9 protein-coding genes and 1 pseudogene are annotated in these 8,841 nt (G+C 40.8%); 4 read left to right on the plus strand and 6 right to left on the minus strand.

Annotated features, from left to right (window positions below):
• Positions 1-115 precede the first annotated feature (115 nt).
• The 3 genes from EI164_RS12445 to EI164_RS12455 are packed head-to-tail and all read right to left on the minus strand — an operon-like array spanning position 116 to position 3,882.
• A complete protein-coding gene (locus tag EI164_RS12445) occupies positions 116-2,323 on the minus strand; it encodes a polysaccharide biosynthesis tyrosine autokinase (RefSeq protein ID WP_192520270.1) in 2,208 nt (735 codons plus the stop codon).
• A gap of 11 nt (positions 2,324-2,334) precedes the next feature.
• Positions 2,335-2,766: a low molecular weight protein-tyrosine-phosphatase gene (locus EI164_RS12450; protein ID WP_192520271.1), complete on the minus strand. Its 432-nt coding sequence runs from the start codon at positions 2,764-2,766 to the stop codon at positions 2,335-2,337.
• 15 nt (positions 2,767-2,781) lie between these two features.
• Entirely contained in the window at positions 2,782-3,882 is a 1,101-nt protein-coding gene (locus EI164_RS12455; RefSeq protein ID WP_225739275.1) for a polysaccharide biosynthesis/export family protein, read from the minus strand.
• A 575-nt stretch (positions 3,883-4,457) separates the two neighbouring features.
• On the opposite strand from EI164_RS12455, the gene rluB reads away from it, so the two are divergent.
• Positions 4,458-5,387, plus strand: coding sequence for a 23S rRNA pseudouridine(2605) synthase RluB (gene rluB / locus EI164_RS12460; protein WP_192520272.1), 930 nt, complete (start codon positions 4,458-4,460; stop codon positions 5,385-5,387).
• Between the two features lie 142 nt (positions 5,388-5,529).
• On the opposite strand, the gene EI164_RS12465 is transcribed toward rluB, so the two are convergent.
• The 3 genes from EI164_RS12465 to EI164_RS12475 form a co-directional block, all read right to left on the minus strand.
• Positions 5,530-6,090 carry a hypothetical protein gene (locus EI164_RS12465; protein ID WP_192520273.1) on the minus strand — a complete coding sequence of 187 codons (561 nt, stop codon included), beginning with the start codon at positions 6,088-6,090 and terminating at the stop codon, positions 5,530-5,532.
• Positions 6,091-6,161: 71 nt separating this feature from the next.
• Positions 6,162-6,815, minus strand: coding sequence for a hypothetical protein (locus EI164_RS12470; protein WP_192520274.1), 654 nt, complete (start codon positions 6,813-6,815; stop codon positions 6,162-6,164).
• A gap of 331 nt (positions 6,816-7,146) precedes the next feature.
• Entirely contained in the window at positions 7,147-7,929 is a 783-nt protein-coding gene (locus EI164_RS12475; RefSeq protein WP_225739276.1) for a hypothetical protein, read from the minus strand.
• 171 nt (positions 7,930-8,100) lie between these two features.
• Between EI164_RS12475 and EI164_RS12480 the strand changes: the two genes are divergently transcribed.
• From EI164_RS12480 to EI164_RS12485, 3 genes and pseudogenes are all read left to right on the plus strand, one after another.
• Positions 8,101-8,466, plus strand: coding sequence for a LysE/ArgO family amino acid transporter (locus tag EI164_RS12480; protein WP_225739277.1), 366 nt, complete (start codon positions 8,101-8,103; stop codon positions 8,464-8,466).
• A pseudogene (locus EI164_RS17100) lies at positions 8,441-8,545 on the plus strand (adenylosuccinate lyase); the annotation flags it as partial. The gene EI164_RS12480 and the pseudogene EI164_RS17100, both read left to right, overlap by 26 nt.
• A 64-nt stretch (positions 8,546-8,609) precedes the next feature.
• A partial coding sequence (locus tag EI164_RS12485; protein ID WP_192520275.1) for a transposase occupies positions 8,610-8,841 on the plus strand: 232 nt, incomplete at its 3' end.

An 8,841-nucleotide genomic window follows, 5' to 3' on the forward strand; every position in this document is an offset into this window, starting at 1 on the left:
TCTAGGCCTCTTTTTCACCTGCTCTTTGATATTGCACTTCATGTGTTAATCTAAGAAACATAAGACCCACCTACCTAAATTTTATTGATTCTAAGTAATAAACACATAACGCTAACTAGCGGTTTTTACCATACGCGTAACTGTAGTGATAACTGTGTTTATCCATAATACCTTGCTGTATATCATTCAAAATAATGCCATCCACCTGAACATCGGCCTTATTCATTCGCTTGATGGCATACGCCAATTGCCCTTCTGATGAATCGTTGTATCTGGTCACTACTAACACTTTATCCGCATGTTGTGACAGTATGATCGCATCTGACGCGGCCAATATAGGTGGTGAGTCAATGACAATATAGTCATAGCTCGCCATCAGTTTTGCCATTAACTCACCAAACTTATCACTAGCCAACAACGAGGAAGGGTCGTGTGGATGCTGACCACGTGGCATAAAATCAATATTATTGATATTGGTATGATGGACAACACCAGCTACGGTGACATCATCCTGCGAGAAATACTCGGCCAGTCCAGTGGTTTGTTCAATCTTAAATATTTTGTGCAACTCACCCAAACGCATGTCAGCATCCATAATAAGTACTCTTTTATTGAGCTGAGCAAATGCTTCTGTCAAATTGGCTGCAATAAAAGACTTACCTACTTTTGGACTCTCTCCAGATATTAGAATGACCTTGGCCTGTGAGCCTGTATCATCTTGTCCTGGCATGCCAAACATCAACGACGTTCTTAAACTTTTGATGGCTTCATAGCTCAAACTATCTTGGTCAATATAAGTGAGTAACCGGTTAGGGGCTGACTTATTTTTTGTGAGTCGTAGCAATGGTTTGGAACGTGGCACCGTGGCAATAACTGGCACACCTGTCTTAGATTCCAAGTTATCAGGATCTTTAACCACATTACGAAATAAGTTCTTGAACAATACCAACATGGTTCCGAGCATACCGCCCAGTAACATTGCAAGTATCCATATCTGTAACTTTTTGGGAGCAATGGCGTTAAAGGTACTAATCGGTAAATCAATAATACGAGCAAAACCAATCTGTCCTGCTTTGACAATTTTTAACTGCTCATAATTTTTGAGCATAGTAAGATAAATTTCTCGATTGATATTGACGTCTTCCGATAATTTTAAAAACTCTCGCTGTATCTCAGGTAAACGGCCGACGGTCGCATCGATCTCTTTCTTTCTATCATTTAGTACTTTTAGCTGGTCATTAATCTGAACTACTAATGGATGCTCTTCGGTGTAATACGTCGTTAGTTCGGCTTTTTTGAGCTTTAATTCATTGAGCTGACTGTCTATTTGGTAGCTTTCTGTGACTAATAATTCTGCTTCTTTGGCAACATCAATGGTGCCATATTTTTTTCTAAACTCATTAAATGCAACCTCAGACGTTTCAAGTTTTTTCTTGAGCGCAGGAATCTGAGTTTCCATAAAAGTAATCGTTTTAGTCGTCTCTTCAGAACCGCGAGATTGGTTTTGGTCGACATACGATAAAACAATCTGCTTCAAAATCAAACTGACTTGCTTTTGATCTTGCCCTGTCAGCGACATTTGAATGACACCTGTTTGCGGCCCTTTTTCTACCACTGACAATGCACTATTAATAGCACTAATCGTAGATTGTAAAGACTGCTTGGTAATACTAATAGGATATTGAATGCTCGGTAAATCGTTTACCGTGATTTGAATCGTCCCATCAACCCCTTTAAACTTATACGGCTTATTCAACAATCCTTTAAAATTATCACTGCCATTACTAAGTAAAAAACCTGTTTTAGTCCTAACCAAAGTAAATGAACGGTTTAGGTAGGCTTGCGAGACGTCAAACTGGCTGATATTTGCCTGACCTTTATCAGTTTTTAACGCGACGCCTTCAGCCGTATTTATTTGTGTATTAGTACGACTTCTTTTGATTCTATCGATATAACTGACGTTTTGATCATCTAGACGAATACGCAAATGCAATAGATTAACCACTGGCTCTAAAATCATTCGTGATCTGATGAGCTCTGCCTCTGTATCCGCTTTGCTAACTTGTGGTGCCACTAACTCAGAAATATTGCTTCCAAGTGCCGAGATACCTTGATCTTGGTCATCAAGTTGCAACAAGGCATCCGCTTGAAATGTCGGGTTTACATAGCGGCTATACAGCACGCCAATCGTCAAACCCAGTAGCGCAAAAATAACGATCATTTTCCAGCCACGTAATAACACCCAAAGCAAGGCTAATAAGTCAATCTCATCGTTATCTCGATCGCTGACAGATTCTGAGGATTTTTGTGACTCTTTACTCATACACTCGCTACTCAACTAATTTTGTCAGCCCACAGCTCAAGGCTACTAATAATATTTTTTCTGGCAGTCTCGAATGCTGACACATCGTGACCATAAGGGTCTTCAATATCTTTATCTAGCCAATGACCAATTTTGAAGACTTTACCGCGGCAATGTGGCCACTGCGATTCTATCCACTTGGTTTCGTTGGTTGACATAGTCAGAATGAGATCTGCCGCTATTGTCATTTCTTGATTGATCTGTTTAGCAATATGCTTACTTATATCTGTATGATGCGTTGCCATCAGCTCCACAGCTTTTGGATCAGCAGAATGACCAATAACTGCCGATACTCCTGCAGAGTCAATGTGCTTATTTGGGTACTGCTCACTCATGATGGCCGCTGCTATGGGGCTACGGCAAATATTACCCACACAAACCACTAAAATATTGTCAAATGCCATAATATATCGCTTTGCTTATAACCCTGAAATAACATTGATTGCAGAGGTAGAAGGTAATAACGCGCTGATGACTCGGTTCCAGCGTGCCAGACCTGTTGGATCAACATACAAAATATCATTGGGTTGCATATCAAAGCGGTTGGCGAGCGCAAAGCTAGTAATAGTCTGCATATCAACATAATAAATATTGGTGCGCTGATAATCAGGATTGTCACGAACGATATATATCTTAGCTGCGTTCGCGGTATTAGAATCAAGCCCTCTTGACTCGCCTAATGCATGAGCCAAACTCAATCCTTGCTCAGGAATATCTACAGGCTCAACTTTTCCAAACTCGCCCAATACGTAAACCTTATTACGGCTTTGGCTATTCACATGAACTGAGTCGCCATCTCGCAAATAGATTTGGTTTCCTGATGACCCAACCTCTCGCAATGACTGCAAGCCAATGTTGTAACTCTTGCCTTTACGGTTCAATACGATACTGTTTGAATCACCTGTAGCTGTCGCACCGCCTGCCATAGAAATCGCGCCATATAACGAAACAGGCGTATCCGCAATAACAAACTCACCTGGTTGGTTGACCTCACCATCAATAAAGAACTTATTGCCACGATAGTTAACGACCTTCACCTGAGGGTCTGGATATTTTAAATAGCGTTGCAGTTGTCCTCGTAAATTTGCCGTAAACTGAGGCACGCTTATACCGCTAGCCTTAATACGTCCAATAAGAGGAAACTGGATAAATCCTTGTTGATCTACAGGAAACCCTGAAGCATAAGGGTTGCTAGTATTGCTAACACCTGATGGCGTTAGATCTGGATAATCAACCAAATTAATATTTAAAACATCACCTTGGGCGATACGATAGTCGACTCGACCCGATGTCTGAATCAATTGATAAATATCATTATTAATTTTGGGCGCTTGCTTGACTGGTAAAGTCGCTAAATTCAAAGGCTGTATATTAAACTGCAAACCATTTTCTGCTGTAAAATCACCTACAGGTGGTAAATCTCCAGATTTAAGTCCACCACTTACCGTCGTAGCACAACCTGATACAAGACCAAAGACTATGACTAATAGTGAACAAACAATTTTGGAGGAGTGATGCATAATAACGACCTTATCAGTCTCTATAATAGCTAAGAAATATTCAGCTGTTTACTACGATTACATGGTAAAGATACTATAAAGTAACGGCTTACCTACTAACATAAGCGCCTGATATTTAGGCACTATCATTTATAAATATCTCAGATATATTTGATATATGGAGCACTCAAATATATGATCTAACAATCATTAATAGTGCGCTTGTTCGTTTTTTTGAGAGATAAAATAACAATACTATTATCCGCTTAAGTGAATATAATAACAAGACAAAAGTTTTATGACAATCAATGATTTATTATTAATATGTATATTAAATTGTATTGTTGTTTTTTATAAATATAATAAAAGCAGTTATTCGAAGTTATCACTTACTATCTATCTGAAATATATGTCAATGAAATACAATCAAGCATAATATAGTCGCACCTAACTCTATAATTTCTATATAAATATTCCGTACGCAACCCATCATAATAATTTGTAACTCTGCTGATAAGTAGTGCTAAATAGCGTATAATACTCAATCCAATTTTTTACATTGAGAAATGTAAACCCACCGACTCCAGGAAATCATTATGAAAGACGAAAAACTACAAAAAGCCCTTGCCCGTATGGGGCTTGGTTCACGCCGTCAAATGGAAGAAGTTATCAAAGCCGGTCGCGTCACTGTGAATAACGGTCCAGCAACCATTGGTGATCGTGTCGAGCAAGGCGATGAGATTCGTGTTGATGGTCGTCAGATCAAATACACCTCTGAAAACGAAAAGCGTCGCCGTGTTATCGCTTATTATAAGCCTGAAGGCGAAGTCTGTTCTGCCAAAGATCCAGAAGGCCGTCCAACCGTTTTTGAACGTTTGCCAAAGCTAACCCATGATCGCTGGGTCATGGTTGGACGCTTGGACATTAATTCAACTGGCCTATTATTATTTACCAATGATGGTGAAATGGCGCATCGCTTGATGCACCCATCTAGTGAAGTCACTCGTGAATATGCCGTACGTGTATTGGGTGAAGTGACGCCTGATATCGCCCGCACACTGACTGCTGGCGTCATGCTAGAAGATGGTGTAGCACAGTTTGAAGACATCAAAGAAGGTGGTGGTGAAGGTGTCAATAAGTGGTATCACGTCCAGCTAAAAGAAGGGCGTAACCGTGAAGTACGTCGCTTATTTGAGTCACAAGGCCTAAAAGTAAGCCGTCTACTACGCACCCGCTATGGTACGATTGCTCTGCCAAAAGAGCTGCGTACCGGTCGTTTCTTAGAACTGGATAGAAAAGACATCAATACCTTGACAGACTTAGTAAGCTTGCGCCCACGTTATGGTACTGGTCTGCATGGTGCGGCTAAAGAGAAGCAAGAACGTATCAGAAGCAAGCCGCTTAAAGCGCGTCGCACTACTGATAGTCGTAGCGACAATCGCAAAAGCAGTGCAAAACCTAAAAGCAGTGCTAGTCCTGCCAGCCGTGGTACACGTAATACCCGTGATCGCAACAATAAACGCTAAGTAATCATTATGTTGAGACTCTTATCGTTTTAAAGCTATATGTTTAAAGTGACACACAAGAAAGCAGCCAATGATTATTCATCATTGGCTGCTTTCTTGTGTGTATTTTATAGTAAGAGATGATAAGCCTGACGACGTAGGCTTAGCTATCGTGACTGTCAATATACTTTTTCATAGCTCGTAATTCTTGCAGCTGCTGTGTGTCTACTTGCGCCAATAACTGATCCAAACGTTGCTCAATATTATTGAAAACACTCTCTAATAGCTGATTGGCTTCCACTTTTTTTTCACTACTCATCACATTATCAGTGCTTTTATTCATAGTAACTAGCTGGTGATGGCTAGCAAGCATTTCAGGCAGCCGAGTGTACAACATCTTATTCAGTACAAACTGCTGTTCTGTTACCACAGATCCTTTATGCTGATCTTGTCGTGTTTTTTGATAAGATTGATAGCTATTAACTTTTTCATCGATACATTTTAGTTGGCGCAGTTGCTGCTCTGACAAGTTTTGCAAATATTTTTTATTTAAATTTAGTTGCTGCCAGCTTAATTTAGATAATGACAGTGGCGCAGCATCATTCTGATAAACAAGCACTCCAGGGGTAATACCGACTGCTTTATGGAAAGCCTGCCAACCTTTTTTCCCCAAGTAAAAAGCGGTGACCGTCGTAACGATTGCAGCCCCGATTAAGATACTCATATACACTCACTATTTCTTATTTATAACACTCTCATTTATCCTATTAGGCTCTCGCATGAATACTACGTCATTCACAAGGTGATGTCCTTGGCTTTAGCGCTACTAGAAGACTTAGTAGTAGGTGCTTCAATAGTAGATATGCTGCTATCAGCAGTCTTATAGCCGTTGATGACTGAATCAGGAGCTGGATTATCAAAGCGTTTTTGTAGATAGCGGTTGGTTGCTAATAGCTTTTGACCATCTTGATGATATGAGGCATTAAGTAAATCATCAAACTGAGTATCAACTGTCTCAAGCACCTCTAGCAGCGCCTCTTTCCCTGTAACATTAGAATGCTTAATTTTAGTCGTGTCAGCGATTCCGTTGTCTATATCATGTAAACGGCGATAATCAGCCACAGCAAGTGGTACATGCCTATCCATTAAGTTTTGAATCATGATATAGGTTTCACTGATAGTATCTTTATCGTCAATTTTTCCATCATTATTGGTATCGCCATAAATGACACGCAGCTTCTCACCTTTTTCATTGATTTTAGTGAGTGCCGTTCTAACTTCCACTGGCAAGCTTTTTTCGGGAATATAGCCCAACTGCGGCATGGCCTCATACGCTAGCATCTTAGGAGCAGTGACTTTTTTGATGGTACGATATCCTAGATATAACCCAGCTATAGGTAACAGTCCATACAAAACAAATGCAAAGAGCATTGCAGTAACTTGGGTCATTAGACAGTCCTCATTATTTAACAGAATTTCTTGGCAATTTTATTGTTATTTGTGCTTTAAGGCGTACCACCAATTAGATTGTAAAGCTTAAAATTTGAAAAATCGTAGATAAATAAGGAAAAATTTGCCGTTGATATGAACGTATTGGCAAAATTTAACCATTTTAAAACCACTAAATGTGCTAGTTGATAACATGCCCTAGCCTATTAAAAATAAGACTCTATCAAAACCTTACTTAGCTATATGAGATCAATTAATCTCAAAATATATCTCAATCTCATGAAGATAAAAGGCGTACTTTCACAAACGCTAGACGCGTTTTGATCATTGATTAACTTTGTGTACGGCTTTTGACATAACGATGCGTAGAGGCTAGACGGTTCATCACCGTTTGGTGTAGCTCATCTAACAGCTCGTCAAGCTCGTAATCAATCTCTAAAAACAAATCAGTTAACATGCCACCGGCGGTCATCTTGCCTTGTAATGTGTTGTTTTTGGTGCGATGCGGGCTGAACCGCTGCAATTGCTCATAATGATGTAATGCTTCTGGAATACTTTCCGACACCAGCTTGTCGATGACGAACTGACGCTCATTATGCTGCTGTTGCTGCGCCTCATTAAGTTCACTACTCCATTCACGGTAGCGCTTTAACTTACCGTTGATTCGGTCTAGTATCGCGACAGCCTCAATCGGCATGGCATTTAGGGTGGCCTCGTCGACCACGTCAATAAGCTCAGTCATAATCGGACAGCGTCCATGTTTGAGATACCATAAGGTATCTGGGTCAAAAGGAGGTCTATTGGTTGGGCGCATTTGAGCACGATTGGACAGGTATCTATCGGTCAAAGGCGTGGGGGTTCGGATATCACTCACTTGCGCCAATGCATCACAAATACGGTTGGCACGCTCGGGCGGCGTCAGCGGAGAAGACTTATGGTTAGTTTGCTCGCCTCCATCAACACTTCCATCATCAGCATTGTTAGTACCAACACTATCAATATTAGCGGCCTCTAATTCTATTTCTTGACTGGCGCCCAATTCCTGAGCGTTCTTGGCCGCTTGTGTTGGCAGGTCATCGGATTCTTGTCCAAATGACTGGAATATTCTCGTCAAACTTACTACCATGACCTACCTTGCCTCTTATCCCACGCACTCACATTGTGCTCGTATTGCATATATTGATTCAATAACGTATCTTAACAGCTTTTTTTGGCACTGCCAGTAAGCAAAGTGTCAATATTCCTATGCCTTAAACACATCTATTCTCTGAATGATGAGCCCATTATGATGAATGTGACCGATTATACCTCTGGCTTTTTACTTGGACTATCGCTTATCTTAGCGATTGGCTCACAAAATGCCTTTGTACTGAAGCAAGGTATCAAACGTGAACACATATTTTTTATCTGCCTATTCTGTGCCGTCAGCGATGCACTATTAATCTCAGCAGGTGTTGCTGGATTTGGCGCGGTGACAGCTCGTTATCCACATGCTGTAGATATCGCCAGATTCGCAGGTGCGCTGTTTTTGCTGGTTTACGGGCTACAAAGTTTGTACGCCAGTATTCGACACTCTGAACCGCCCCGAGATTGTCGGAGACTCAACTTTCTGAGAGAATACGACAATGAAAACACGAAACTATACCCCTGAAATGAAAGAGCGCGCCGTCCGTATGCTAATTGAAGCTAAAGACGACTACCCATCCACCTGGTCAGCCATCAAAGCCATTGAGCTATGCTGAAGAAACCGTAGAGGTAAACTTGGTAAACTAAGCGTATTAATCGGAGTTTATCATGACCAAGAAAGTAAGAACCTACAGTGACGAATTTAAAGCCGAGGCCGTCAAGAAGATATCAGACAATAATGGCAATATCTCAGCCACTGCAAAGCAGCTTGGCATTGCCATGCAGACCTTATCTAATTGGCATAACAAAGCCAATCAAGGCAAGCTTATCGGCACAGAGCAATACGATCCTGATCTTATGAGTGCTCTTCAAGAAATAAAGCAGCTCAAGCGGCAGCTCA

The organism is Psychrobacter sp. FME13, from assembly GCF_014861395.1.
Lineage (GTDB): Bacteria > Pseudomonadota > Gammaproteobacteria > Pseudomonadales > Moraxellaceae > Psychrobacter.